Here is a 24,492-nt window from a genome sequence, read left to right as displayed (position 1 = left end):
ATGACCGATCACCCCGACGTCACCATCCTGTCCTTCAACGGCAAGACGCCGGTCATACACCCCAGCGCTTTCATCGCCCCCGGTTGCCGGATCATCGGCGACGTCGAAATCGGGCCCGATGCCAGCATCTGGTATAATTGCGTCATCCGCGCAGACGTGAACCGAATTCGGATCGGTGCGCGCTCCAACATACAGGACGGGACGGTGGTTCATTGCGATAGCGCCGGGGAGCGGCAGGATGGCCGCCCACTTGATGGCTGGCCCACGATCATCGGTGAAGATGTGCTGATCGGCCACATGGCGACGGTGCACGGATGCGTCCTGAACGATCGCGCCTTTGTCGGGCTGGGCGCCATCGTCATGAGCGGCTGTACGGTGGAGAGCGACGCCATGCTGGCGGCAGGAGCGCTGCTGTCGTCGGGCAAAACCGTTCCGCACCGGCAGCTGTGGGCTGGTCGACCCGCCAAATATATGCGCGACCTGTCCGATGCGGCGCTGATCGACATGCGCGAGGGTGTCGATCATTATGTCCACAATGCTAAAGCGCATAAGGGCGCGGTGAAGGCGGCGGTCTGACGCCTGCCAGCTGGGGTCAGGGCTGCGCCAGTCGCGCCTTCAGCCCATCCAGCCGATCATTCTGTCCATCGACGATAGCCAATGCCGACGCGCGAGCTGCGTCGATGGCTTCGATGCCGCCGCTCGCCTTGCCGTCCGCAATGGCATTGTTTCGCTCGACCAGCAGAACGTCTAGGCTGGCGAGTGCGGAGACGCTGTCGTTCCGCGCTGATTCGAGTGCGCTGATTGCCGTTTGCGCCGCGACCCATGCGTCGCTCGATACCGCAGCGCCCGACGCAGCGCGCGTCGCACGGTCAGCCTTCGCATAGGCTTGGTCGAAGGCTGCCTCGCCTGTCTTGGCCTGTGCCGTCAGGCGGTCGATGTCCTTGGAAGGCGCCGCGTCCGTTGCCGCAGGCGCGGGCTGGGCGGCAGGCTCCGCAAAGGGCGCATCCTCGATCGCGCGCTTGGCGAGGGAGGGATAGCCATGAAAGCTACTGGCGCAGCCCGACAGGATAAGGGCCAGTGAAGGAAGCAGCCGACGTGGGTTCATGGCACGCATCTAGGATGAGGCCCGGGCAGGTGCAATGCCGCTCATTAGCGGGCCAGCGCTGCAGCTTCGCGGGCGAGAGCTTCGATCCTGACCGCATCGACCGCTCCCTTCGGCACGACCCAACTGCCGCCGACGCATTTGATGAAGGGTTCGGCCAGCCATTTCGGAGCGCTTTCCGGGGTGATGCCGCCCGTCGGACAGAAGCGCGCCGTGTGCAGCGGCGCCGCCAGAGCCTTGAGCGCGGGCAGGCCCCCCGACGTTTCGGCCGGGAAGAATTTGAAATGCGAAAGCCCCATGTCCATGCCTCGCATGATGTCGCCCGCTGTCGCGGTGCCCGGCAGGAAGGGGACGCCCGCGGAAATCGCTGCCTTGCCGAGGGGCTCGGTAAGGCCGGGGCTGACGATGAAGCGCGCGCCCGCTTCCATCGCCGCGTCCAGTTGCGCGGGGTTGAGCACGGTTCCTGCGCCGACGACGGCGCCCTCGACCTTCGCCATCTCGCGGATGACGTCGAGAGCAGCGGGCGTGCGCAGCGTCACCTCCAATGCAGGCAGACCGCCATTGACCAGTGCCTCCGCGATGGGTTGCGCGTCTTCCACCCGATCGACGACCAGCACCGGGATCACGGGTGCCAGTTCCATGACCTGTTCAACGCTCAACGACATTATTTCTTCTCCCGAAAGGCGGCGGCCGCGCCGTACAGCCCGATTTCTTCATGTAGTGCGAGGCGGATGGGGATGGTCTTCATCAGGCTTTCGAACCGACCCTTGGCGGTGAAGCGGCCATAGAAGCCGCTGGCCGGCAACACGTCGCGCATCCGCTGGGTCAGCCCGCCGGCAAGCACCACCGCGTTGGGGCCTTGGGCAAGCGCCAGATCGCCTGCGACCGAACCGTAGGACAGGCAGAACCGCTCCAGCGCCCTCCGCGCGAACGGGTCCGTGTTATCGAGCGCGGCCTGCCACAGTTCGGCATCCTCCATCAGCATGACGCGGTCATGGCCGATGGTCGCCATCGCCTTATAGATATTGTTAAGGCCCGGACCCGACACGATCCGCTCCGTCGAAACGCGCAGAAACTTGTCGCGCAGATAGGCGAGGATCTTTTCTTCCAGCGGATCGAGCGGTGCGAAGTCCAGATGCCCGCCTTCGGTCGCGACGACATGCGGCTCCCCATCGTCGAACGCGATCATCGCGACGCCGAGGCCGGTGCCCGGACCCAAAATGGTGACGCCGCCATCCTTGGGGAACGGCTTGTCCTGGCCGAACAGCAGCGGCAGATTTTCCTGCGGCAGGCGGGCGACGGCATGGGCCACCGCCTCGAAATCATTGACCAGCCGCAAATGGGTGAGGCCCAGTTCCTCGTCCAGCGTGTCAGGCCGGATCATCCAGCTGCTGTTCGTCAGCTTAATGACATCCCGGCCGATTGCGGTGGCGAAGGCGATGGAGGCGGATGTCGGCAGGTCGCCGCCTTCATCCGCGGCAAAGGCGGCCCAGCAAGCCTGTAGGCTGGGATAATCGGCGACTTTGTATTTGCGCACGGTGCCCAGCGTCGGGACGTTGCGGGCGTCGAGGGTAGCCCGGGCGAAACGGGCGTTGGTGCCGCCGATATCCGCTGCGATAATCTCGGTCATCGAGGACCTCTCCATTCAAGTGCGTCATTCCAGCGGCGGCTGAGAATTTCGTGAGGCTAAGGGCGTGCTCTTTCGCATGAGATGATGATGGGCGTTAGACTTCGGTTTCCATAGCGGCGAGGATCGGCGAGGCGCCGCTTTCCGCCAGGTCGCTATGGTGACGGAACAAGGCGAACAACTCGCGCCCGGTATCATAGGGAGTAGGGGGCGGCGTCGGGTCTTCCCGCGCATCCCATGTCGCCGCCTCGACCAGCGCCTCGACCTGCCCGGTCTGCGCACAAACCCGGACGAGGTCGCCGTCGCGCAGCTTGCCGATCGGGCCGCCGCCCAGCGCCTCGGGGGAGAGGTGGATCGCGGCGGGCACCTTCCCGCTGGCGCCCGACATGCGGCCGTCGGTCAACAGTGCGACGCGGAACCCTCGATCCTGCAGCACGCCGAGTGCCGGGGTCAGCTTGTGCAGTTCCGGCATGCCGTTGGCGCGAGGCCCCTGGAAGCGGACGACGACAACGACGTCGCGCTCCAGTTCACCCGCCTTGAAGGCGTGGAGCACATCGTCCTGATCCTGGAAGATCGCGGCAGGCGCCTCTATCGTCCAGCGAGCGGGATCGACGGCACTCACCTTCATGACGCAGCGGCCAAGATTGCCGGTCAGCAGCCGCATGCCGCCATCCGGACTGAATGCTCGCTCAACCGGCCGCAATATGCTCTCGTCCCGGGATTCCGGCACATCGCGCCACGTCAGCGCGTCGTTTTCGAGCACGGGCTCCTTGCCGTAGGCCGCCAGGCCATCGCGCGCGACGGTCAAGATATCGCCATGCAGCAAGCCAGCGTCCAGCAGTTCGCGGATGACGTAGGAGATGCCGCCAGCGGCGTGGAAATTGTTCACGTCGCCCGAGCCATTGGGATATACCCGCGCGAGCAGCGGCACTACGTCGGAAATCTCGGCGAAATCGGTCCAGTCGATGACGATCCCGGCCGCCCGCGCGATGGCGGGCAGGTGGATCGCGTGGTTGGTCGAGCCTCCCGTCGCCATCAGCCCGATGATCGCGTTGACGATCGCCTTTTCATCCACGCAAGCCCCAAGCGGGCGATAATCGTCGCCGTCCCAGCCGATGCGGGAAAGCTGATGCACCGCCGCCCGCGTCAATTCTTGCCGCAGTTTGGTGCCCGGATGAATGAAGGAGGCCGCGGGCATGTGCAGGCCCATCATCTCCATCATCATCTGATTGCTGTTCGCCGTGCCGTAGAAAGTGCAGGTGCCCGCGCCATGATAGCTGGCGCTTTCCGATTCCAGCAGTTCCTCCTTGCCGACCTTGCCCTCGGCATAGAGCTGGCGGATGCGCACCTTCTCCTTATTGGCGAGGCCTGATGGCATGGGGCCTGCAGGCACGAGGATGGTGGGCAGATGGCCGAAGCGCAGCGCGCCGATCAGCAGGCCCGGCACGATCTTGTCGCAGATGCCGAGCAGCAGCGCGCCTTCGAACATCGCGTGGGAGAGGGCGATCGCAGTGCCGAGCGCGATGGTGTCGCGGGAAAAGAGGGAGAGGTCCATGCCCGCCTGCCCCTGCGTCACGCCGTCGCACATGGCGGGAACGCCGCCGGCGACCTGCGCGGTGCAGCCGACCTCCCGCGCGGCCAGCTTGATCTGCTCAGGGTAGCGGCCATAGGGCTGATGCGCCGAAAGCATGTCATTATAGGCGGTGACGATGCCCATGTTCATGGCGGCGCCGGTGCGGATGACAGGCTTGTCCTCACCACTGGCGGCAAAGCCATGGGCAAGGTTGCCGCAGGACAGCTGGGCCCGGTTGGTGCCCGCGTCACGCCCGCGCTCGATCAGGCTCAGATATTTGAGGCGCGAGGCCGCGCTTCGTTTCTCGATGCGCTCTGTGACCTTTGCGATCACGGGGTGAAGATCAGTCATTCCAGCTGGCTCCGTCGCGTTCGATAAGGGCAATGGCTGAAGACGGTCCCCAGTTCCCCGACGCATAATGAGCAGGCTTCACCCCGGCCTGTTTCCACCCTGCGATGATCGAATCGATCCAGGTCCACTGCGCCTCGACCTCATCGCGGCGTACGAACAGCGTCTGGTCGCCGGCTAGCAGGTCGAGGATCAGCCGCTCATAGGCGATACGACGGCGTTGCCCGGCAAAGGCGGCGGTCAGCGACACGTCCAGCGTCACCTCCTCCAGATGCACCTCGCGTTCAAGGCCGGGCCTTTTGCTCATGATGAGCAGGCGGATATATTCTTCCGGCTGAAGGCGGATGATGAGCGTGTTGGGCTCCAGCCCCGATCCGCCGCCGTTGCGGCCGAAGATCGAATGGCGCACCGGCTTGAACTGGATGAGGATTTCGGACTGACGCGTGGGCATGCGCTTGCCGGTGCGCAGGTAGAAGGGCACGCCCTGCCAGCGCCAATTGTCGATATGAGCTTTCAGCGCGACGAAGGTTTCGGTCTCGGAGGGCTTGCCCAGTTCGTCCGCATAGCCGGTGACGATCTGTCCGCCGACAGCGCCCGGCGTATATTGGCCGCGCACGCTGTTTGTCTTCACAGTTTCGGCGGACATCGGGCGCAGCGAGCGGAGCGCCTTCACCTTCTCGTCGCGCACGGCCGTGGGGTCCATGCGCGCAGGCGGCTCCATGGCGATGATCGAGAGGATCTGGAGCACATGATTCTGCACCATGTCCCGCAGCGCGCCCACGCCGTCATAATAGGAGACGCGGCCCTCCAGCCCGACCGTCTCCGCTACGGTGATTTGCACATGGTCGATGGCGGTGGCGTTCCACAGCGGCTCGAACATCACATTGCCGAAGCGGAGCGCGAGCAGGTTCTGGACGGTTTCCTTGCCTAGATAATGGTCGACGCGGAATATCTGGTCTTCGGCGAAGAGAGCGCCGATGCCGTCATTGACCTCTTTCGATGAAGCGAGATCCTTGCCGATGGGCTTTTCCATCGCGATGCGGGTGTCGCGCGCGATGATGCCTGCGTCTGCCAGACCTTGAGCTGTGGGCGCGAACAGGGAGGGCGGGGTCGATAGATAGACCGAAACGCCCTTGTCCAGTCGGCCGTCCAGCCGATCGGCCAGCGCCTTGAATTGCGCGGCATTGCCCGCCTCGACCGGCTGATAGGAGATCAAAGCGCGGAGCCTGGCGGCGGTTGCCGCATCGTAGCGATCCGAGCCCAGGAACTTCTGCAACGCCTTGTCGATGTCGGCCCGAAATTGCTCGTCCGTGAATTCCGAGCGCCCCGACGCGACGATCATGAAATCATGGGGCAGCAGCCCGTCCGCGAGAAGATTGTAGAGCGAGGGGAAGATCATCCTGTGCGCCAGATCGCCGGTGGCGCCGAACAGCAGGAACGTGGCAGACGGTTCGGTCAAAGGAAGCCCTTTTCCGCTAGTGTTTCAGGTCTGCACGGCGCCGTCATATACAAGGCGGCACTCGTTACGCAAGCAGGCTAGAGGCGTGAAAATCATACCGCAACCGGTGCAAGGCGAATTGCATCGGCGCGAAGTCCGTTTTTCGACTGGACGCTGAGCGTCGATTTTGCCATTTGGCCTCCACCATGACGCGGGCGTGGTGAAACTGGTAGACGCGCCGGACTCAAAATCCGGTTCCGAAAGGAGTGTCGGTTCGATTCCGACCGCCCGCACCACCTTCTCAAAAATGCGGCGCATGCTGGCGCTCGCATTCGTTGACGGCCCGGACCCTCAAGCGTAAATTGTTCGTTGACTGTCCAGCGCGGCCATCTGCGCCGGGCGGAAAGGATGTCCATGCGGCGCGCTGCATTCCGGATCGCTTGGGCGAAGCGGCTGGCCATGGCGACGGCGGCGCTCTCCTTGGCTTATGTGCAATGCGCGCAGGCGCAGTCGCTGATCCTTCCTGAAGGCATGAGGATCCAGCTGGAAACCCGGCAGGATATCTCCTCCAAATCGGCGAAGGTGGGGGATCAGGTCGAACTTGCAGTCGCCAAGGCCGTGACCATCGGCGGCGTCACCTTGATCCCGGCCGGAACGCCCGTCGTGGGAGAAGTGGCGCAGGCCAGGGATAACGGGCTTTTCGGAAGGTCGGGCAAGCTCAATATCAGCGTCAGCAAGGTGAAGGCGGGGCAGGCGGAGGTGCCCGTGCGCGGCGAGTGGAACGCGAAGGGGGGATCGGGAACCTTAGGTTCGGTTGGAGCCGGTGTCGTCTTCCTGCCGCTCGCCTTTCTGGTCCGGGGCAAGGAGGTCAAATTGCCGGCGGGCACGGCTTTCGACGTCTATGTGGATCGGGAAGTAACGCTCGCTTCGGAAGCGCCGGCAACGCTAACGGCGGCCCAGATAGCGGCCGACGTCAATCCACCGACGACGGCTATACGGGCGATCGATCCCAATGACGCGCTCGCCCGATAATATTACTGCGGCTGCTGGCGCTACTGCCTCAGCCGTTCGATCGCCTGTGCCAGCGCGACATAGAGCTTGCCCATGTCAGACGAGAGCAGCGCTACGCCCAGCGCATTGCCGTCTCGCGCCGACAGGATGATCCGCAGCATCGATTCGAAATCATGGATGTAGCGGTTCACATGCTCCTGAAATTCAGGATCGCTGTCGTAATGAAGCGCGATCTCGCGGGATTCACCAGCGTCGAGCAGCTTGACGGCGCGGCGGGTGAACACCCCGCGATCACCCTTGAGATAGGCTGACCAGGCAGAGTCGGTGACGTCGTTCGACAGAATCTTGGAGACGTCGATGGCGGTGCTGTTGAGCGATTCGATGATAAGCGCGGAGCGGCGGGCGAAATGTTCCCGGTCGCGGTCTTCGGCTGCCCGCTGCGCTTCCTCGATCCGCGCCTCCAACCCGGCGCTCGTGTCGGCGATCGTCAGCAACTGCCGGGTCAGGCGATCGGACGCCTGGTGCGCGGCCTTGACCGCTTCCTCCGCGACTTGCGCGACCATCTCGATCTGCGCGGTGACCTTTTCGTCGATCGCCCGCTGCATGGCGGCCTCACTGGCGTCAGCCAACGACTGGGCGGCATCGGGAATGGCCCGGCTCAGGGCTTGGCGGGCGCGTTCGGCTGCTTGATCCGCCGTATCCTTGACGCGGAGCAGCGCGGTGACCAGCAGCGGCCCGGCGCCCTCGGTAATGCGGGTCGCGTCCTGATGCGCATTGTCGAGCGCGGTGCGTAGCTTTTCGACCAGCTCGCGATTGGCATCGACGCCGCTCTGCGTGCTTTCCAACCATTCGGTGAGGCGACGGCCCTGACCGCGGAGCAGTTCCTCCGCCTCCTGCGTGCGTCCGACGAGTGCCTCGGAAATGGCCTCCAGCCGTTCGATCTCGGGCGCTGCACTGTCGAGCAAAGTCCGGCTGCTTTCGATGCGCCCGTTAAAGCGCTCCAGCGCCGCGGGGAAGGTTTCGTCCAGCTCGCGCACACTCGAATCGAGCGCGACCAGCAGGGTTTCCGCACTGCCGATCAGCTTTTCGGCCGTGATACCGCCTTGCGCGAGCGCGCTGTCGATGCGCTGGGTTTCAGCCGTCAGGCGAGATAATGCCTCGGTCAGCCGCTCGTTGCGGGCGAGGGCGGCGTCTTCCATCGCCGTGAAGCGCGATTGCGCGGCGTCTACCGCTTCGTTGAGGTTGGTCTGAAGCCCTGAAACGAGCGTCCGTTGACCCTCGACCAGATCGTTGATCTGATGCAGGCGGCTTTCAACTTCCGCGACATGATCCGCCAGATGAGCGACAGAATCATTGCCGATTGCCTCAATGCTCGTGCGGGAGCGTGCGATCAGTGCGTCGAGCGCTTCGGTCTGACGCGTGATTCCGGCCTCCGTGAAGCTCAGGCTTTCACGCGCTTGCGCCACGGCAGCGGCGATCCGATCGTGCAACTCGGCCTCGATCGCCTGTGCGTCGCGGGACAGGGTGGCAAGTGCCGTCTGGCTGGTACCGACGATGCCCGAACGTGCTTCTTCGATGAGCGTGCGCAGCGATACCGCCTGCGCAGAGAGGTCAGCATCCGTCGCAGCCATGCTTTCCCGCGCACTGGCGAGTGACGCTTCGAGCCGCTGCCGCACGTCCGCTTCGGCATTGTCCAGTTCCCGCGTCAGCGCCGCCGCCATCGAACGCGTGGTGTCGGACACATTGTCGCGGATGCGGGCGACCAGACATTCGAGCGAACTTGCCTGCTGCTCGATATCCTGACGGCTATCCTCCAGCGCCAGGCGGGCATTCTGGGTGGTGACGTCGATCCGGTTGGCGGCCAAATCGGCAAGGCCATTGACCTCCTGCGTGGCAGACCGTGTCGCCTCCTGAAGCTGGGTAAGCTGGCTGGACAGGCTCTTGGTCGCCGAAAGTGTGCGCGTACGAGCGTCGTCGGACAGTTCGCCGAGAGCATGCAGGCGGGCTTCCAGTGTGTCGATCCGCTCGGACAGCGCGTGGCCATTGTCGATGATCCGCGCGGCCATGCGAGTCGCGCGATCCTCCAGTTCTGGAATGGAGCCGATGAGCGTTTCCATCCGCTGGACAAGGGCGAGCGCGGCCTGTTCCGCTGCTTCGGCGCGTTCCGCTGTGCTGTTCGCCCGGCCGGCGATCAACTCCGCCGAAGCCTCCATATTGCTGCTTGCGGCGGCGCCATAGCTGTCGAGCAATTCGGCCTGGTCGTGCATCGTCTGCCGCGCCGTTTCGAGCTGACGAGCGATCCGGCCAAGGCGAAGCTCAAGCAACTCCGCCTCTGCGCGGAGCGTTCGGGCCGTGTCGATATAGCGCCGCGCTTCGGTGCGGCTGTTGCGCAGGAGCAGAAGATAGCAAACACCAAGAAGCGTCAGGGGGATGAGAATGGTCGCAACCAGTCCCGGCCACCCGGCAGGACCAGCCTGCCACTGGCCCGACGATATGGTTGCCCAAGCGGCGAAGACGAGCCAAACCAGCCCGGCTATTAGGAACGCGATCTGCGCGCCGCGGACGGAGCCTTCGGCCTCATCAGCGGCGAGTGACTCTTGCTCCAGATCAGGTGCAGCCTGATCCAAAAGCAGGATATCCTCGGCCTGCGCGGCGTTATCGGCCGCTGCCTTATTGTCTCGCCAAAATTCGACGATTGTGCTGCCCCCATTCATGCCGCGCATCCTAGCAGCTTTTCGACGAACGAAAATGGCCTGTTACCAAAACTTAACGCAAGCCAGATAGCGTTCGCCCTATGTCCTACGATCCAGGCGCCCTGAATGCTGCCCTAGCCGCTGCGGTGGGCGACGACCGTACGCTGATTGCCGACCTGCGCGTCGCCTTCATGGAAAGCGCCGAGCGGCAATTCGATCTGCTACGCCGGGCACGCTGCGACGCGAACTGGGAACTGGCCGCATGGCGGCTGAAGGGGCTGGCGGCGAGTTTCGGCATGAGCAGCCTGATTGCGATGGCGGACGAGGCAGCCGATTCGGCACCCGGTGATCCGCGCGTGCTGCGCCGGTTGCGCGCCATGCTGGATGAGCTTTCCGAGGGGTGAAGCGCCACCCGGCTTGCGTGATGGCGCCCGGCTTGCAAAAAGGTGGGTCGAACAACGATCGGGTCGGTTTCTCAACGGCATGACATTTGCAGCCATTCTCAGCGCGAGCCGGACGTCCGGTGATCCGGCTGCACCGCTTCGTGGCAGCCTGCACTTCGCAGGTCAGACACTGGTGGAATATCAGGCACGCCAAGCTGCGCGGGCTGGTGCGGACCGGATCATGATCGTCGTCAGCGTGATTACGCCTGCTTTGTCGCAGGCCGTCGATCGTCTTTCGGCGGACGGTATCGCGGTCGCGCTGATCCGCGACATGGTGTCCATGGTTCGCGATGCTCCGCGCGACGCCGATACGCTGCTGGTCGCAGATGGCGCGATCGTGGCGCAGGGTCATTTCGAGGCGATGGCGGAGCGGCAAGGAAATGCGCTGCTGGTAACCGACGACAGCCGGGCGAGCGCGCCGTTCGAACGGATCGACGCCGGGCAGCGCTGGGCCGGCCTGGCGCGGATCAGCCCCGACCTGCTGTTCAACACGCTCGATATGATCGGCGACTGGGACCTGTCGCTGACTCTGGTGCGTAGCGCGGTTCAGGCCGGTGCGCGACGCGTCACGGTGCCGCAGGATGATCTGCTGGAGGGGCGGGTTGCTCTCGTCGATGGGCAGGAACAGGCTGATGTCGCCGCGCAGGCGGTGCTGTCGAGCGGCCCCCGGCTCCAGCAGTCGCGGGGCGGCGCCGAACATTATCTGCTGGCTCCGCTGGCCCGGCTCGTCGGTCCGGCGCTGATGCGCATGCAGGTGCCGGCGCCGCAAATGCGGATCGCGGCCATGGTGCTGGGGGCGATCGGGCTGGTGCCGATCGAACTGCTCTGGGTTGGCGCGGGATTTTGCCTGTTGTTGCTGGCGCTGCTGCTGGCGGAAATAGCCGATCGTTTGGACGAACTGGCGCTCCGCTCACCGCCCATGGGCTGGACGGCCTTCGTCACGCCTGCTGTCGCGCTGCTCGGCATCGCCTTGTCGGGCGATACGATGGGGACAATCTACCTCGCCCTGCTGCTCGCGATCGTGCAAGTGGCGGATCGGCGGCATAGGACGGGCGGCATCAGGCCATGGATGATTTTCACGCCAGCCAGCGCGCTGATCCTGCTGCTGCTGGCGGCCATGACAGGCGCGCTCACGCCCATGACGAGTGTCGCGACCTTCTGCGCCATCGCTTCGGTCGGAGCGATGATCTTGCTGCGCCGCGATCAGCCGTGAATTCTGCTTAGGGTTTAGTGCATTTTAACGACGTGCGGCTATGGTCGCCGCAATGAGCGCCTTTTCGCCCTTGAACGGACCGAGCATGGCGGACAGCTGGCCGATGGCGCGAGTCAGGCCCGGCATGTCCGCCGTGCCGATCGATCATGCCATTGATCTCGCGTTCTTCTTTCCGGAGGAAGGGCGCGAGCGGAATGATGTTTTGCTGGTCGAGACTCGGCGGCATCTTGGCGGATGCGTCACCGCCATCGAAACCGGGTTGCGGCTTTCCCTGGAGGCGAGCGCCGCGGGTGCGGCTTTGCTGGCAGCCCGGCCAGAGCCGCTGTGCTGGCCGGCGTTATGTGCACAGCCGACCCTTCTTTCGCCTGCTCTGCTGGCCCATATGCAGATGCGCGCGGGTGTGAGCCTGATGCTGCGCCAGACCGGCCGCCCAGAAGATCATCCGGGGGAAACGGAGGCGGAGGCCTTGTTCGCCGCCGGGGATCAGGCGCTGGATGAAGCGTTGGCCGCCATGGCTCTGGCGGAGGCGCGCTGGCTGATGGCTGGAGGTGAGCACCAGGCCATGCACCCCGACCTTCCTGCCGCCCATTATACGGAACTGGTCTGGACGGCAGCTGCTTGCCTGGCAGCTGTCGCTCAGCAGGACCATCCGGCGGAGGCGCAGGCGATGCTGTCCCTCTTCGAAGAAGCGGGCTGGGCCATGCTGGGGCGGCATGACGAGCAGGCTGGCCCGATCGCGGCGGCGGACCGCCTCGTGCAGAGGCTGGGGGAGAGGGCCGATGCGCCCGATCTGATCGGCGCTGCCCTGGCGCAGCGCCGCTTTTTGCTGTTCGCGGCACTGGCGGGCCGGCGGCTGCGGATGGAGTGCATGCAGGTCGCCGACATACTGGTGATGGGCTCCGTCGCGCAGGTGGCGGCGCTGTGCCGCGCGCTGGGCGGATCGGACGCCGATTACCGGCGGCTGCTGGTGGCGCTGCGGCCGGTACGTACCACCCTCTCCGACGGGAGGATAGTGGGAGAGGCGGCGCGCTACCAGGAGATAAGCGAGGCCCAGGCCGACGCGATGGTCAGCAACTTGCGCGCTCCAGCGGCGCTTCGGGTCAAGCTGGAGCATCTGCGACGGACCATGGTTTGATGCACATGCTGGCGCCTCCCGCCATCGTTCGGGCGACCGTCGCACTTGATGGGCGGCTGCTCAGCGCCGACGAACCGCTGCTTTCCTTGCAGCGGGAGGCGGGCGGCGACTTGGGCGAACGGCTTGCGATCCCGCAGCTGGCCGCCATAGCGAGACTGGTTGCGCATCTGCATGTTCCTGTCGCCCGCCCAGTGGTCGCGGCGTGCGATAGCGGCGATATCGAGATGTGGGTAAGGGCGCGGGCGGATGATGAGCTTGTGCAACTCTCTGTCATCGACTGGCATGAGCGCACGGCGGTCACCGCGACCCTTGATCTTGCCCGGCGGGAAGCGGATATCGCGTCGCTGGCGGATGGCTGGCTGTGGCAGATCGATACCCAGCTTCGATTCCAGATGGTGATGGAAGGGGCAGGCAGCGAAGGTGCCCTGCCTGCGTCGCCGCCGGTGCCGGGCAGCCGTTTTACCAGCTATTTCGAATTGCACCCCGACGCCGAGGGCGATCTGGCCATCCTGCGCGGCTTTGCGCAGCGGCGCGCCTTCCACGATCAGCTTGCGGGCCTGGTCGGAAAGCAGGGGGAAAGCTACCGCCTGTCGGGTTATCCCATGTTTGACCTCAGCGGGCAGCTGCTAGGCTATAGGGGCACGGCCTTGCCGTTGGAGCGGGCCGTGACCGCGCCGCTGGTGCTGCCCAAGCCGACGGTCCTCTATCCCGCCGAGTTCAGCAAAAGGCTTGACCGGTCGCTGCGGCAACCGCTGGGCCGGATCATCGCCAATGCCGATCTCCTCGGCGCGCAGGGCCATGGCGAGTTGAGGCCCGACTATGCGGGTTATGCCGGCGACATAGCAACGGCAGGACGGCATCTGATGGCGCTGATCGACGATCTGGCGGATCTTCAGGCGATCGACAGGCCCGACTTCACGGTGATTGCCGAAGAGATCGACCTTGCCGATCTCGGGCGGCGCGCTGCCGGTTTGCTGGTCGTGAAGGCACAGCAGCGGGATATTGCCGTCATCACGCCTGCCGCCGACATCGTCGCGCCAGCGGTTGGGGAGTTCCGGCGAGCCTTGCAAATCCTGATGAACCTGATCGGCAACGCGATCCGCTATGCTCCCGAAGGTTCTCAGGTGCGCGTGGAAACCGGGCGCGAGCGAGAGCGGGTCTGGATCGCGGTGCTGGACCAGGGCGAGGGGGTGCCGGCCGACAGCCGCGAACGTGTGTTTGCGAAGTTCGAGCGTCTCGGCCGCAACGATCCGGGAGGCAGCGGCCTGGGGCTGTTCATCTCCCGCCGCCTGGCTCGCGCGATGGGTGGCGATATCCATGTCGATGAGGCTCCGGGTGGGGGCGCCCGCTTCACCCTTTCGCTGCCCGCCCTCGGCTGAAACGAAAAACGGCGCCCGATAGGCGCCGTTTCGCTTTGTGAGGCTGGGCCCCTTAGCGCTTGTCCACCGGAACATAGTCGCGCTGCGACGGGCCGGTGTAGAGCTGGCGCGGGCGGCCGATCTTCTGTGCTGGGTCCGAAATCATTTCGTTCCACTGCGCGACCCAACCCACGGTGCGAGCCAAGGCGAAGAGCACGGTGAACATCTCGGTCGGGAAACCGATCGCCGAGAGGATCACGCCGGAATAGAAGTCGACATTCGGGTAGAGCTTCTTCTCGATGAAGTAAGGATCGTTGAGCGCGATCTGCTCCAGTTCCTTGGCGACGTCGAAGATCGGATCGTCGACGCCGAGCTTCGCCAGAACGTCCTTGGCGGTCTTCTGCATGACGGTCGCGCGCGGATCGTAATTCTTGTAGACGCGGTGACCGAAGCCCATCAGGCGGAACGGATCGTCCTTGTTCTTGGCGCGGGCGATATATTCCGGGATACGGTCGACCGTGCCGATCTCGCGAAGCATGTTGAGCGCGGCTTCGTTCGCACCGCCATGCGCCGGACCCCAGAGGCAGGCAATGCCCGCCGCGATGCATGCGAAGGGGTTGGCGCCCGAAGACCCTGCAAGGCGCACGGTCGAGGTCGAGGCATTCTGCTCATGGTCGGCATGCAGCGTGAAAATCTTGTCCATCGCATCGACGACGACCGGATCGATGACATATTCCTCCGCCGGGACGGAGAAGGTCATGTTCAGGAAGTTCGCGGTGTAGGACAGGTCGTTGCGGGGATAGACGAACGGCTGACCCACCGAATATTTATAGGCCATTGCCGCAATCGTCGGCATCTTGGCGATCAGACGGTGGCTCGCGATCTTGCGCTGTTCCGGATCGTTGATGTCGGTCGAGTCATGGTAGAAGGCTGACAGCGCGCCGACCACGCCGCACATGATCGCCATGGGGTGCGCGTCGCGACGGAAGCCGCGGTAGAATGTGGTCAGCTGCTCATGCACCATGGTGTGGCGCTTGATCGTGCGGGTGAAGTCCTCCAGTTCCTTCTTCGAGGGCAACTCGCCGTTCAGGAGGAGATAGGACACTTCCATGAAGCTCGACTGCTCGGCGAGCTGGTCGATCGGATAGCCGCGGTGCAGCAGCACGCCGGCATCGCCATCGATATAGGTCAAGCCGGAGTCGCAGCTGGCCGTCGAGGTGAAGCCCGGATCGTAGGTGAACATCCCGGTGTTCGCGTAAAGCTTGCGGACGTCGATGACCTGCGGTCCCACAGAACCGCTGAGGATCGCATAGTCCTTCGCTTCGCCGCCCACGGCCAACGTAGCATTATTATCCGACATCTCGTTCTCCTTGATTCGTCAACCGGCCGATGCGTGCCTTACAGCGTCCAGTCGTTCCAAGCTCTCCGCCTTCCCCAGCAGGAAAAGGACGTCAAAAATTCCCGGCGAAACCGTGCGTCCGGTCAGCGCCGCGCGCAGGGGCTGTGCGACCTTGCCCAGCCCCAATCCAGCATCCTCTGCCACGCGGCGAATCGCTTCCTCGATTGCTTCGACCGTCCAGGACTGAACGGGCTCAAGAGCATCGGCTGTCTTGCCCAGCAGCGCACGCGCCGATTCGTCTAGCAGAGCCGAAGCCTTTTCGTCAAAATCGAGCGGGCAATTTTTGAACAGGAATTCGGCCCCCTCCGCAATTTCATTAAGCGTCTTCGCGCGGGGCTTCAGGGACGGCATGGCCTGTTCGAGGAGCGGCAAGCAGTGGTCCGGCAGTGACCGTCCCAGGCGATCCGCTAGGTGCGGGGCCACCAGCTCCGCCAGGCGGGCATCGTCGGCTTCACGAAGATAATGGCCGTTCAGGTTCTCCAGCTTCTTGATGTCGAACCGCGAGGGGGAACGGCCGACGCCGCCGATGTCGAACAGTTCGACAGCCCTGTCGCGAGCGATGATTTCCTCGTCGCCATAACCCCAGCCAAGGCGCAGGAGATAGTTCAGCACTGCTTCAGGCAGCATCCCCATTTCATCGCGATAGGCATCGACACCCAACGCCCCATGGCGCTTGGAAAGCTTTGCGCCATCGGAACCGTGGATGAGCGGGATGTGCGCGTAGACCGGCTCTTCCCAACCCATCGCCTTGATGATGCCGAGCTGCCGAAAGGCGTTGTTGAGGTGATCGTCGCCACGTATCACATGGGTGATGCCCATGTCGTGATCATCGACCACCACGGCCAGCATGTAGGTGGGGGTGCCGTCGGAACGCAGCAGGATCATATCGTCCAATTCTGCATTCTGCACGACCACGCGGCCCTGTACCGCGTCCTCGATGGCAGTCTCACCTTCGCGCGCCGCCTTCAGGCGGATCACGAAGGGCGCGCCCGCCGGAGCTTCCGAGGGGTCGCGGTCGCGCCAGCGGCCATCATAGCGCATCGGCTGCTTGGCCGCCCGCTGCTGTTCACGCAGTTCGGCGAGTTCCTCAGGCGTGGCGTAGCAGCGATAAGCGTGCCCGGCAGCCAACAGCTGGTGGGCAACCTCGGCATGGCGGGGCGTGCGCTCGAACTGGAATATCGCTGGCTCATCACCCATCAGCCCGAGCCATTCCAGACCGTCGAAAATCGCAGCTACTGCTTCTTCGGTGGAACGGGCACGATCCGTGTCTTCGATGCGCAGCAGGAACTTGCCGCCATGGTGCCGCGCGAACAGCCAGTTGAAAAGAGCAGTCCGCGCGCCGCCGATATGAAGAAAACCGGTAGGCGACGGCGCAAAACGGGTTACTACCTGTCTGTCCGAACCCTTCGCACTCACCGCTTCATTCCCCGACATTCGTCCTGCCCATCCATGATCGCTGCGCCCCCTAGCATGGCTTTTGAGCCACGACAAACCTCCGTTTCCGGGAATGTGGAGCGGAGAATGCAGGCCTGTTTTACGCGATTGGAGGGATGGCTGGAGCAGGAGCGGGAGCAGCTGGCGCTCTGGGTTCCGGTAGCGCTCGGTTTTGGCGTAGTCGCCTGGATGGTTCTGCCTAATCGCTTGGAATGGCTTACCTTTTGTATTTCGATGGTGGGTCTGTGCTGCGCGGCGTTGCTGCTGCCGGCAGGCAGCAGGCTGCGGCGGTTGTTCATTCTCGGCGGGTTTCTGGCGGCCTTCGGCTGCCTTTTGATCTGGACCAAGGCGATCATTTGGGGACAGCCTGCCCTCACTCGACCGGCCTTTGTCGAGATGGTGGGCGAGGTTCAGGCGGTCAATAGCGTGCCGGCGCAGCGGATGAGTCGCATTCTCGTTCGACCGCGCAGCAGGCCGGACCTGCCCCGGCTGGTTCGCGTGAATATCGCGGACGGCGACATGCCTGGAGGTGTGGGAGAAGGGGCTGTAATCAGGTTCCGCGCGCGCCTGATGCCGCCTGCTCCACCGAACCTGCCCGGCGGATATGACTTTGCGATGCGCGCCTATTTCTCAGGCATCGGCGCGACAGGCCGGGCGCTCAAGCCCGTTGCCGTTCTGGAGCCGGCAACGATGGAACCTCCGCTGCGTTCGCGCCTCTTTGCGCATATCCTTCAGCAGGCCGGAGGGCAGGGCGCGGGGATTGCGGCTGCTCTGGCGACCGGGGATCAGGGCGGCATTGAGCTGGAGGATGCGGACGCGATGCGGCGCAGCGGCCTGGCGCATCTGCTGTCGATCAGTGGCCTGCATGTCACGGCGCTGATCGCGGCCGTCGTGTTCATCCTGACGCGATGCATGGCACTCAGCCGTCGCGCTGCGCTCGATTGGCCACTGATGCTGATCGCGGCGGCAGGCGGCGCCCTGGCGGGGATAGGCTACACGCTTCTGACCGGCGCGGAGGTGCCTACGGTCCGGTCCTGCGTCGCGGCACTGCTGGTCCTGGGCGGACTGGCATTGGGCCGGGATGCCCTTACGCTGAGGCTGGTGGCGGCAGGAGCGTTAGTCGTCTTGCTGCTATGGCCAGAGGCCTTGGTTGGACCAAGTTTTCAGATGAGCTTTGCCGCCGTGATCGCGCTGGTATCGCTGAGCGAGCATCCGCGCTTTCGCGCCTTCGCCGGCGGCAGGGACGAGGCGGTATGGCGCAAGGCCGGCCGATCACTTGCTGTCATGCTTGCTACCGGTCTGGCGGTGGAACTGGTCCTCGCTCCCATTGCTTTGTTCCATTTCCACAAGGCAGGGATGCTCGGCTCGCTGGCGAACCTCGTCGCGATACCGCTCACGACTTTTGTCGTCATGCCGTTGGAGGCGGCGGCATTGCTATTCGACATCTTGGGACTGGGCGCGCCGTTCTGGTGGCTGACATCGCGCGCGCTGGACCTGCTATTGTGGATCGCTCATTCGATTTCCGCGAGCCCATGGGCGGTAATGGCTGCGCCGATCCAATCGGCGGCGAGCTTCGGTCTGATCGTCATGGGTGGATTATGGTGTCTGCTGTGGCGGACTGCATGGAGATGGGCGGGATTGCTGCCAGTGGCGACCGGGATGGTCATGATCGGGCTGAATGCGCCTCCCGCCATCCTCGTCACGGGCGACGGCCGGCATGTGGCGATACGCACGGAAAGCGGCGCCATGGCGATCCTTCGCGAGGGTGCCGGCGACTATATTCGTGACAGCATGGGCGAAAGCGCTGGATATGATGGTGCCCTGGAAGCCATCGCTTCGCTGTCGCAGGCGAGATGCTCGGTCGATCTGTGCGCCGTTCACCTCAAAGGACCGGACCGGATGTGGAGCCTGCTGGTTACCCGTTCCAGCACGATGGTCGACGCCCAACGGCTGGCGCATGATTGTGCCGGCGCGGACATTGTGGTCAGCGACCGCCGTCTTCCGCGCAGCTGTCGTCCCCGTTGGCTGAAGGCAGACAAGTGGCTGCTCCATCATACTGGCGGACTCGCCATCTATCTCGACGATCCTGGCGTCCGCACCGTCAGGACAGTCGGTGACGAGCATCCCTGGATAGCCGCGCCACCGAGTAGGGCGCGGCCGACCGATCGTCAGTTATATCGCCGCAACAGCCCAGCCAATCGGCCCTGAATGCGAACCTGACGCGGATCGTAGATCTGCGCCTCATAGGCGCTGTTGGCCGGATCGAGCCGGACTTTTGGCCCTTCCCGGCGGAAATATTTGAGCGTCGCCTCGCTTTCCTCGACAAGCGCCACGACGATCTCCCCCTCGCGCGCGACCTCGGTGCGTTGGATCAATGCAAAATCGCCGTCCAATATGCCTGCTTCAATCATCGAGTCTCCGGCGACCTCGAGAGCATAATGATCGCCGGCTCCAAGCAGCGCGGCGGGCACCGAGAGCATATTCTGCCCCTCCAGCGCTTCGATCGGCACGCCTGCGGCGATGCGTCCATGGAGCGGGATTTCAACGACGTCATTAGCCGCCATAGGAGGGCTGGCGGGCAGTTGCGGCTTTGACGAAGCTACCGCCTTTGGCGCGCGATGCATGGCTTCGGGAAGCTTGAGCACCTCCAGCGCACGAGCGCGATTGGCGAGCCGCCGGATGAAGCCGCGTTCCTCCAGTGCGTTGATAAGCCGATGAATGCCGGACTTGGAACGCAGGTCGAGCGCTTCCTTCATCTCCTCGAAGGAAGGAGACACGCCGTCTTCCTCCAACCGGATCTGAATGAAGCTGAGCAATTCCTGTTGCTTGGGTGTCAACATCTGCGTGCCCTCCTTGGAACGGATGGAGAACGCATAGGAAACGAAAAAGGGGAAGTCAAGCAACTAAGAAGGGCGCGAAACACAGGTTTCGCGCCCTTCTTCGATAACGGAAAAAAGTTTAAAGGGCGGCCTTGAGCTTTTCCACCAGATCAGTGCGCTCCCAGGGGAAGAAGTCGCCTTCCGCCTTGCGACCAAAGTGGCCATAGGCCGCCGACGGCTGGTAGATCGGCTTGTTGAGGCCAAGATGCGTGCGGATACCGCGCGGGGTAAGGCCTCCCAACTCGGTGATGCCCTTGATCGCATTTTCGATGCGGTCATCGGCGACTGTTCCGGTGCCATGGGTGTCGACATAAAGCGACAAAGGTTCCGAAACGCCAATCGCATAGGCGAGCTGAATCGTGCAGCGGCGGGCGAGGCCGGCGGCGACGATGTTTTTCGCCAGGTAGCGGGTGATATAGGCGGCGGAGCGATCGACCTTAGTCGGGTCCTTGCCCGAGAAGGCCCCACCGCCATGGGGCGAAGCGCCGCCATAGGTGTCCACGATGATCTTGCGGCCGGTGAGGCCAGCATCGCCATCGGGGCCGCCGATTTCGAAGCTGCCGGTCGGGTTGATGTGGTACACCGTCTCGGCCGAGAGCAGTTCGCCGGGAAGAACCTCGGCGACGACGCCCTTCACATAGTTTTTGAGTTCGGCTTCCTTATCGCCCTGATCATAGCCGGGCGCGTGCTGGGTCGAGACAACAATGGCGGTGGCGGCGGCAGGCTTGCCGTTTTCGAAGCGCAGCGTGACCTGGCTCTTGGCGTCCGGCTCAAGGAAGGGGGCGCGGCCGGAGTGGCGGTCGGCGGCCATCTTCGCCAGGATCTTGTGGCTGTAGTCGAGCGTGGCGGGCATGAGGTCGGGGGTTTCGTCGCAGGCGAAGCCGAACATGATGCCCTGGTCGCCAGCGCCTTCATCCTTGTTGCCAGCGGCGTCGACGCCCTGCGCGATGTGCGCGGACTGCCCGTGAAGATTGTTTTCGAAGCGGAAGCTTTCCCAATGGAAGCCGTCCTGCTCATAGCCGATGCGCTTCACCGTTTCGCGGACGGTGCGTTCGATCTCTTCCTGGGCACCGGGAGCCCAGGCATCATTTTCATAGACGCCCTTGCAGCGGATTTCGCCGGCGAGGACGACGAGTTGAGTCGTGGTCAGCGTTTCGCACGCGATGCGCGCTTCGGGATCCTTCGAAAGGAACAGGTCGACGATGGCGTCGGAGATCTGGTCAGCGACCTTGTCGGGATGGCCTTCGGACACTGATTCCGAGGTGAAGAGATAATTGTTGCGCATGGGACTCCCGTTAGCACGCAGTGCGGACAAGCGACATAAAGAAAAGTTTATGTGGCTATTAGCGGGTCGTTCTGCGGGTGGCAATGGCGAGAGCGAGGAGAAGCGCCATGAAGAGGAAGGGCGCCCAATTCCCAAGGCGGGAGAAAAGGGTCGGCGGCAGCGCCGAGGGAAGGCCGGTGTCGAGGAAGCCTGCGCGGTGGAGGCCGAGTGCGCTCAGCACATGGCCGCGGGCGTCGATCACGGCGGAGACGCCGGTCGGCGTGGAGCGGATGATCGGCAGCGCTTCCTCGATCGCGCGAAGGCGGGCTTGGGCCAGGTGCTGGACGGGACCCCAACTGCCGAACCAGGCATCGTTCGAGGGGTTGAAGAGGAAGGAGGGGCGATGCGCGGAGTCGACGACCTGGCCCGAGAAGATGATCTCGTAGCAGATCTGCACGCCCATCTTGAGTTCCGGGCGGCCGAGCGTTGCGGGCAGGGTGAGGCTTTGGGGCCCGGGACCCGGCCAGAAATCGGCGTCGCCGGGAACGAGGCGGGAGAGGCCTATCGGCTGGAGGATCGATCGCATCGGCAGATATTCGCCATAGGGTACGAGATGCGACTTGTCGTAGCGCGCGGCGAGCCGAGCGTCGGGCGTCACGACGAACAGGCTGTTGTTCGCGCCGGCCAGCACATTTTCAGCATAGCCGTTCTTTTCGACCTGCTTGAAATAGACCTTGGTGGCACCGGTCATCAGCAGATCGCCGGGGCCGAGCAGGCTAGCGAGACGAGTGCGCCATTCCGGCTCCATATCGAGATAGGCGGGGATCGCCGCCTCGGGCCAGAAGATCAGGCGGGGCGCCGGGCGAGGCGTGCCGGAGAGCGTCGCCAGGGTGCGGAAATGTGCTTGCTCCAGTTCGGGCGAATATTTCTCGTCCTGGCCGATGTTGGGCTGAACGACGCGGATGCGGGGGGCGCCTGTCCCGGCGGGCGGTGCTGGCGATAACAGGCCCCATGCAGCAAGCGCCAGGAGGGGGACGGCGATGGCTGCGGCGGGCGTGAACTGGCGGCGCGAGACGAGGAGAAGTGCGCCGGACGCAAGAATGGTGAGGGCGCCCAGGCCGTAGGTGCCGATGAGGGTTGAGGCGATGGCGATGCCGGTCGGCAGCAGCGTTGCCCCCAACGGGTTCCAGGCGAAACCTGTGAAGATGACAGCCCGAAGATATTCTGTTGCGAGCCAGGTGGCCGCGAAGAGGAGGGGCACGGTGAGATTTCCGTGCTTCTGCCTCGGCAGGAAAACGCTGCTTTGTAGCCACCAGGCGCCCAACGTGGCGAGGCCGGGATAAACCGCGAGATAAAGAGACAGCAGGACGACCGCGCCGTAGCCGAACCAGTGCGGCATCGCGTCCTGGAAGGTGAAGGCGTGGGCAATCCAGTTGAGGCCGAGCGTGAAATGGCCGACGCCGAACAACCAGCCGCGCAGGAAGGCGGAGCGACGGTCGGGCGCGCGCTCGATCAGCGCGATGAGCAGCGCGAAGCAGGCGAGGGTGACAGGCCAGAGCTTGAGCGGCTCGAAGCCTGTTGCCGCGATGAATCCGGCGAGCAGGGCAGCGAGCTTGGGATGGCGGGTGATGATGTAATGCATGGGGGCGCGGACTAGCGCAGGGTGGCTATGGTGGCGTGACTGCACTTGTCGCTCTTGTCGCCGTGGTTGCCGGAGAGCGTCGAGGCGGCGATAAAGCCTCCGACAACGAGCAGCAGAAATGCTGCGGAGAGCAGGCCCAGATATTTCTCAATGAATGCCTTGATAGGGCGGCCGAACTTCCAGAACAGGAAGCCGACAAGCATGAACTGGAAGGCGCGCGAAAGGATGCTCGCCCAAAGGAAGGTGAAGAGCGAAAGGCCGATGAAGCCTGCCGTTATCGTGATGAGCTTGAACGGAATGGGCGTGGCGCCCTTGATCAGGATGATCTCTGCTCCGTAATCGCGCAGGTAGCAGGCGGCGACCGGGAATTTCGCGGCGAGGCCCAACGCCTGAAGGATCTGCTGGCCTAGCGCTTCATAGAGGTAATGGCCGATCGCATAGCCGAACAGACCGCCCAGAACCGACGCCAGGGTGCAGATGAAGCCGAAACGGATCGCGCGCTCCGGCCGGGCGAGGCACATCAGGCCGAGCAGCGGGTGCGGTGGGATCGGGAAGAAGCTCGACTCCATAAAGCTGATGGCGAAGAGCCAGCGTTCGGCATGGGCGTGGGCGGCTTTCGCCAGCGTCCATTGATAGAGCTTGGTGAGCATCGTGGCGGGCCTAGCCGAGAATGGGAATGCTATCCAGCGCTTTCAGACAACGGCGCGGCAGGGATGTTTGTGGCTGCGCTTGATCGAGGGTGGCCGGCAGAATAGAGTCGCTAAAAAAGGAGATCCATCATGCAAGGCATGGGCGAGGGCGCCTGCCCTTTCGACTTCAACGTGGACCCGGCGACGTTCAAGGTCGGCGATCAGGTGAGCTATCGGGTGACCGGCGGGCTGGAGGGCTTCCCCTTCGCGGGCGTGCTGCTGGAGGTGCATGAGGATCATGTGATCCTGACGTCAGACCCCGACGACAAGGCGAGCCGGATGCGCGCGACGCGGGAAAGCCGCCCGGTGGTGCGCGAAGAGGATGTGTGCTGAGCGCACGGCCTTCACGGCGCTGCGGCGTCTGGGCATGAGCCCTTGCGAAAATCGAGCGGCGCGCTGAATTGACCCTTGCACAACCCCTGACACCGAAATGGCGCGAGCGCGGCGGCGGCATGCTGTTCGCGCTGCTGTTCAACGGACTATTGCTGCTGGCGTTGCTGACGCTGGCGCCCAAGCCGGTCGTGCAGCTGCCCGACCTGCGCAATCCGGTCACCTTCGAAATGGCGCCTGCGCCCAAGGCGGAGAAAGAGGAGAAGGCGGAGAGCAAGGCCAAAAAGCCCGAGAAACAGGAAAAGAAGCGCGAGAAGGAGCCCGAACGGCAGGTCCCGGAGAAAAAACGGCCGGAGCCGCTGGTTAAGCCGGAATTGAGGCCGCTGCTGCCGGTGGCGCGGCCTTTGCCGCAGCTGCCTTCGCCCCTGCCGTTCCTGGTGCTCGATAGTCAGCAGATGGCCGCAGCCAACATCGCCAAAGCGCCGGCAAGCGGTGGCAGCGAAGGTACGCCCGGGAAGGGGAACAGTGCAGCCGTTTCCGGCCCGGGAGAGGGGCCGGGCGGCGTCCAGCTGTTCGAGGCGGAATGGTATCGACGGCCCACCCATACGGAACTGGCGAGCTACCTGCCGAGCGACGCACCGCGCGCGGGGTGGGGGCTGGTCGCCTGCAAGACGGTGGACAATTATCATGTCGAAAATTGCCAGGCGCTGGGCGAATCCCCGCTGGGATCGGGCTTTGCCAAGGCGGTCCGGCTGGCGGCATGGCAATTCCTCGTGTTGCCGCCCCGGGTCAATGGCAAGGTGATGGTGGGCAGCTGGGTCCGCATCAGGATCGATTACCGGCAGAGCGTGGCGAGCACAGGAAGCGGCGACGGTGGATGAATTCCGCTGCACGGGCAGCGGACCGCAAGATGA

At 64.1% G+C, this 24,492-nt stretch carries 21 protein-coding genes and 1 tRNA gene; 10 read left to right on the top strand and 12 right to left on the bottom strand.

The annotated features are described in order from the left end of the window. Window positions 1-576, top strand: coding sequence for a gamma carbonic anhydrase family protein (locus tag L858_RS0105760; RefSeq protein ID WP_028055860.1), 576 nt, complete (start codon window positions 1-3; stop codon window positions 574-576). Window positions 577-592: 16 nt separating this feature from the next. Here L858_RS0105760 and L858_RS0105755 read toward each other — a convergent pair whose 3' ends face one another. The 5 genes from L858_RS0105755 to zwf form a co-directional block, all read right to left on the bottom strand. Then, window positions 593-1,105, bottom strand: coding sequence for a hypothetical protein (locus L858_RS0105755; RefSeq protein ID WP_028055859.1), 513 nt, complete (start codon window positions 1,103-1,105; stop codon window positions 593-595). Window positions 1,106-1,149: 44 nt separating this feature from the next. Further along, complete coding sequence (gene eda, locus L858_RS0105750; protein ID WP_022682194.1) at window positions 1,150-1,767, bottom strand: bifunctional 4-hydroxy-2-oxoglutarate aldolase/2-dehydro-3-deoxy-phosphogluconate aldolase; 618 nt, start codon at window positions 1,765-1,767, stop codon at window positions 1,150-1,152. Beyond that, entirely contained in the window at window positions 1,767-2,732 is a 966-nt protein-coding gene (gene glk / locus L858_RS0105745) for a glucokinase (RefSeq protein ID WP_028055858.1), read from the bottom strand. The genes eda and glk overlap by 1 nt, the downstream gene beginning before the upstream one ends. A gap of 94 nt (window positions 2,733-2,826) precedes the next feature. After that, window positions 2,827-4,653, bottom strand: coding sequence for a phosphogluconate dehydratase (edd, locus tag L858_RS0105740; protein WP_022682192.1), 1,827 nt, complete (start codon window positions 4,651-4,653; stop codon window positions 2,827-2,829). Continuing rightward, window positions 4,646-6,109 carry a glucose-6-phosphate dehydrogenase gene (gene zwf, locus L858_RS0105735; protein ID WP_022682191.1) on the bottom strand — a complete coding sequence of 488 codons (1,464 nt, stop codon included), beginning with the start codon at window positions 6,107-6,109 and terminating at the stop codon, window positions 4,646-4,648. Before zwf ends, edd begins: the two co-directional genes overlap by 8 nt. 190 nt (window positions 6,110-6,299) lie before the next feature. Here zwf and L858_RS0105730 point away from each other — a divergent pair. Next, window positions 6,300-6,384: transfer RNA gene (locus L858_RS0105730), tRNA-Leu, on the top strand. A gap of 118 nt (window positions 6,385-6,502) precedes the next feature. Further along, window positions 6,503-7,120 carry a hypothetical protein gene (locus L858_RS19740; RefSeq protein ID WP_022682190.1) on the top strand — a complete coding sequence of 206 codons (618 nt, stop codon included), beginning with the start codon at window positions 6,503-6,505 and terminating at the stop codon, window positions 7,118-7,120. Window positions 7,121-7,140: 20 nt separating this feature from the next. Here the strand turns inward: L858_RS19740 and L858_RS0105720 are convergent, their stop codons facing one another. Continuing rightward, window positions 7,141-9,813, bottom strand: a complete 2,673-nt coding sequence (locus L858_RS0105720) for a coiled-coil domain-containing protein (protein WP_028055857.1) — start codon at window positions 9,811-9,813, stop codon at window positions 7,141-7,143. Window positions 9,814-9,893: 80 nt separating this feature from the next. On the opposite strand from L858_RS0105720, the gene L858_RS0105715 reads away from it, so the two are divergent. The 4 genes from L858_RS0105715 to L858_RS0105700 all read left to right on the top strand — a co-directional run bounded on the left by L858_RS0105715 (window position 9,894) and on the right by L858_RS0105700 (window position 13,962). Next, the gene (locus L858_RS0105715; protein ID WP_022682188.1) at window positions 9,894-10,196 is read left to right on the top strand and encodes an Hpt domain-containing protein; all 303 of its coding nucleotides are present in this window, start codon (window positions 9,894-9,896) and stop codon (window positions 10,194-10,196) included. Between the two features lie 79 nt (window positions 10,197-10,275). Beyond that, on the top strand, window positions 10,276-11,448 hold the full coding sequence (locus tag L858_RS0105710; RefSeq protein WP_022682187.1) for a hypothetical protein: 1,173 nt from the start codon (window positions 10,276-10,278) through the stop codon (window positions 11,446-11,448). Between the two features lie 40 nt (window positions 11,449-11,488). Further along, window positions 11,489-12,583: a DUF2336 domain-containing protein gene (locus L858_RS0105705; protein ID WP_081643303.1), complete on the top strand. Its 1,095-nt coding sequence runs from the start codon at window positions 11,489-11,491 to the stop codon at window positions 12,581-12,583. After that, window positions 12,583-13,962, top strand: coding sequence for a sensor histidine kinase (locus tag L858_RS0105700; protein ID WP_022682185.1), 1,380 nt, complete (start codon window positions 12,583-12,585; stop codon window positions 13,960-13,962). Before L858_RS0105705 ends, L858_RS0105700 begins: the two co-directional genes overlap by 1 nt. A gap of 52 nt (window positions 13,963-14,014) precedes the next feature. Here L858_RS0105700 and L858_RS0105695 read toward each other — a convergent pair whose 3' ends face one another. Further along, on the bottom strand, window positions 14,015-15,301 hold the full coding sequence (locus L858_RS0105695) for a citrate synthase (protein WP_022682184.1): 1,287 nt from the start codon (window positions 15,299-15,301) through the stop codon (window positions 14,015-14,017). Window positions 15,302-15,319: 18 nt separating this feature from the next. Further along, the gene (gene gltX, locus L858_RS0105690; protein ID WP_022682183.1) at window positions 15,320-16,774 is read right to left on the bottom strand and encodes a glutamate--tRNA ligase; all 1,455 of its coding nucleotides are present in this window, start codon (window positions 16,772-16,774) and stop codon (window positions 15,320-15,322) included. Between the two features lie 87 nt (window positions 16,775-16,861). On the opposite strand from gltX, the gene L858_RS0105685 reads away from it, so the two are divergent. Then, a complete protein-coding gene (locus tag L858_RS0105685) occupies window positions 16,862-18,982 on the top strand; it encodes a ComEC/Rec2 family competence protein (protein ID WP_037504412.1) in 2,121 nt (706 codons plus the stop codon). Here L858_RS0105685 and lexA read toward each other — a convergent pair. The 4 genes from lexA to L858_RS0105665 all read right to left on the bottom strand — a co-directional run bounded on the left by lexA (window position 18,943) and on the right by L858_RS0105665 (window position 23,209). Then, window positions 18,943-19,614, bottom strand: a complete 672-nt coding sequence (gene lexA, locus L858_RS0105680) for a transcriptional repressor LexA (protein WP_028055853.1) — start codon at window positions 19,612-19,614, stop codon at window positions 18,943-18,945. The two genes, L858_RS0105685 and lexA, sit on opposite strands and share 40 nt — an antisense overlap. 118 nt (window positions 19,615-19,732) lie before the next feature. After that, window positions 19,733-20,938, bottom strand: a complete 1,206-nt coding sequence (gene metK, locus L858_RS0105675) for a methionine adenosyltransferase (protein WP_022682180.1) — start codon at window positions 20,936-20,938, stop codon at window positions 19,733-19,735. A gap of 58 nt (window positions 20,939-20,996) precedes the next feature. Then, window positions 20,997-22,559 (bottom strand): apolipoprotein N-acyltransferase, encoded by a 1,563-nt coding sequence (gene lnt, locus L858_RS0105670; protein WP_022682179.1) that lies wholly within the window; start codon window positions 22,557-22,559, stop codon window positions 20,997-20,999. A gap of 11 nt (window positions 22,560-22,570) precedes the next feature. After that, on the bottom strand, window positions 22,571-23,209 hold the full coding sequence (locus L858_RS0105665) for a YqaA family protein (RefSeq protein ID WP_022682178.1): 639 nt from the start codon (window positions 23,207-23,209) through the stop codon (window positions 22,571-22,573). Window positions 23,210-23,338: 129 nt separating this feature from the next. Between L858_RS0105665 and L858_RS0105660 the strand changes: the two genes are divergently transcribed. Next, the gene (locus tag L858_RS0105660) at window positions 23,339-23,581 is read left to right on the top strand and encodes a hypothetical protein (protein ID WP_022682177.1); all 243 of its coding nucleotides are present in this window, start codon (window positions 23,339-23,341) and stop codon (window positions 23,579-23,581) included. A 119-nt stretch (window positions 23,582-23,700) separates the two neighbouring features. After that, window positions 23,701-24,459 carry a hypothetical protein gene (locus L858_RS0105655; RefSeq protein ID WP_037504411.1) on the top strand — a complete coding sequence of 253 codons (759 nt, stop codon included), beginning with the start codon at window positions 23,701-23,703 and terminating at the stop codon, window positions 24,457-24,459. The last annotated feature ends 33 nt before the right edge of the window (window positions 24,460-24,492 follow it).

The sequence above is a fragment of the Sphingobium bisphenolivorans genome (genome assembly GCF_000412635.1).
GTDB lineage: Bacteria > Pseudomonadota > Alphaproteobacteria > Sphingomonadales > Sphingomonadaceae > Sphingobium > Sphingobium bisphenolivorans.
This window is presented reverse-complemented; position numbering and strand designations above follow the sequence as displayed.

Excerpts from the sequence above, each read along its gene's own strand:
- L858_RS0105660 (WP_022682177.1), top strand. The coding sequence starts at position 23,339 with ATGCAAGGCATGGGCGAGGGCGCCTGCCCTTTCGACTTCAACGTGGAC.
- lexA (WP_028055853.1), bottom strand. The coding sequence starts at position 19,614 with ATGTTGACACCCAAGCAACAGGAATTGCTCAGCTTCATTCAGATCCGG.
- L858_RS19740 (WP_022682190.1), top strand. The coding sequence starts at position 6,503 with ATGCGGCGCGCTGCATTCCGGATCGCTTGGGCGAAGCGGCTGGCCATG.
- lnt (WP_022682179.1), bottom strand. The coding sequence starts at position 22,559 with ATGCATTACATCATCACCCGCCATCCCAAGCTCGCTGCCCTGCTCGCC.
- L858_RS0105685 (WP_037504412.1), top strand. The coding sequence starts at position 16,862 with ATGCAGGCCTGTTTTACGCGATTGGAGGGATGGCTGGAGCAGGAGCGG.
- L858_RS0105665 (WP_022682178.1), bottom strand. The coding sequence starts at position 23,209 with ATGCTCACCAAGCTCTATCAATGGACGCTGGCGAAAGCCGCCCACGCC.
- L858_RS0105695 (WP_022682184.1), bottom strand. The coding sequence starts at position 15,301 with ATGTCGGATAATAATGCTACGTTGGCCGTGGGCGGCGAAGCGAAGGAC.
- L858_RS0105710 (WP_022682187.1), top strand. The coding sequence starts at position 10,276 with ATGACATTTGCAGCCATTCTCAGCGCGAGCCGGACGTCCGGTGATCCG.
- L858_RS0105655 (WP_037504411.1), top strand. The coding sequence starts at position 23,701 with ATGCTGTTCGCGCTGCTGTTCAACGGACTATTGCTGCTGGCGTTGCTG.
- L858_RS0105755 (WP_028055859.1), bottom strand. The coding sequence starts at position 1,105 with ATGAACCCACGTCGGCTGCTTCCTTCACTGGCCCTTATCCTGTCGGGC.
- L858_RS0105760 (WP_028055860.1), top strand. The coding sequence starts at position 1 with ATGACCGATCACCCCGACGTCACCATCCTGTCCTTCAACGGCAAGACG.
- metK (WP_022682180.1), bottom strand. The coding sequence starts at position 20,938 with ATGCGCAACAATTATCTCTTCACCTCGGAATCAGTGTCCGAAGGCCAT.
- L858_RS0105715 (WP_022682188.1), top strand. The coding sequence starts at position 9,894 with ATGTCCTACGATCCAGGCGCCCTGAATGCTGCCCTAGCCGCTGCGGTG.
- edd (WP_022682192.1), bottom strand. The coding sequence starts at position 4,653 with ATGACTGATCTTCACCCCGTGATCGCAAAGGTCACAGAGCGCATCGAG.
- glk (WP_028055858.1), bottom strand. The coding sequence starts at position 2,732 with ATGACCGAGATTATCGCAGCGGATATCGGCGGCACCAACGCCCGTTTC.
- eda (WP_022682194.1), bottom strand. The coding sequence starts at position 1,767 with ATGTCGTTGAGCGTTGAACAGGTCATGGAACTGGCACCCGTGATCCCG.
- gltX (WP_022682183.1), bottom strand. The coding sequence starts at position 16,774 with ATGTCGGGGAATGAAGCGGTGAGTGCGAAGGGTTCGGACAGACAGGTA.
- L858_RS0105700 (WP_022682185.1), top strand. The coding sequence starts at position 12,583 with ATGCACATGCTGGCGCCTCCCGCCATCGTTCGGGCGACCGTCGCACTT.
- L858_RS0105705 (WP_081643303.1), top strand. The coding sequence starts at position 11,489 with ATGGTCGCCGCAATGAGCGCCTTTTCGCCCTTGAACGGACCGAGCATG.
- L858_RS0105720 (WP_028055857.1), bottom strand. The coding sequence starts at position 9,813 with ATGAATGGGGGCAGCACAATCGTCGAATTTTGGCGAGACAATAAGGCA.